Origin of the sequence: Halomonas sp. SIMBA_159 (assembly GCF_046536035.1) — a bacterium.
GTDB classification, from domain to species: Bacteria; Pseudomonadota; Gammaproteobacteria; order Pseudomonadales; family Halomonadaceae; genus Vreelandella; species Vreelandella venusta_A.
The window spans coordinates 1-261 of record NZ_JAWJBT010000888.1 but is presented as its reverse complement, the minus strand read 5'-3'; the positions used below and the strand labels follow the sequence as shown (position 1 = coordinate 261).

At 70.9% G+C, this 261-nt stretch carries 1 protein-coding gene; it reads right to left on the bottom strand.

The window, feature by feature from the left end:
* Window positions 1-261, bottom strand: a 261-nt coding sequence (locus R0J87_RS21805; RefSeq protein WP_498888918.1) for a hypothetical protein, incomplete at both ends; no start/stop codon positions are given.

Sequence of the window (261 nt, the reverse complement as noted above, 5' to 3'; positions counted from 1 at the left end):
CGTGGCAGGGGAAGCAGAAGGTGTCGTAGACCTGCCGGCCGTGGCGGACGAAGTCCTCGTCCACGTCGATCGACTCGGGCATGCCCTCGAAGTAGTTGGGGGCGGTGGTCGGGTTGTCCGCGTCGCCGGTCTCGACCGGCACCGTGCGGAGCTCGCCATCGGTCTCGAAGCCGCGGTAGAAGTGGTCGTCGAGGCGGAGCTCGCCGCGGGCGACGGTCCCGGGCGCCTCGGGCCGCATCGACCGGTTGTCGGCGAAGACGG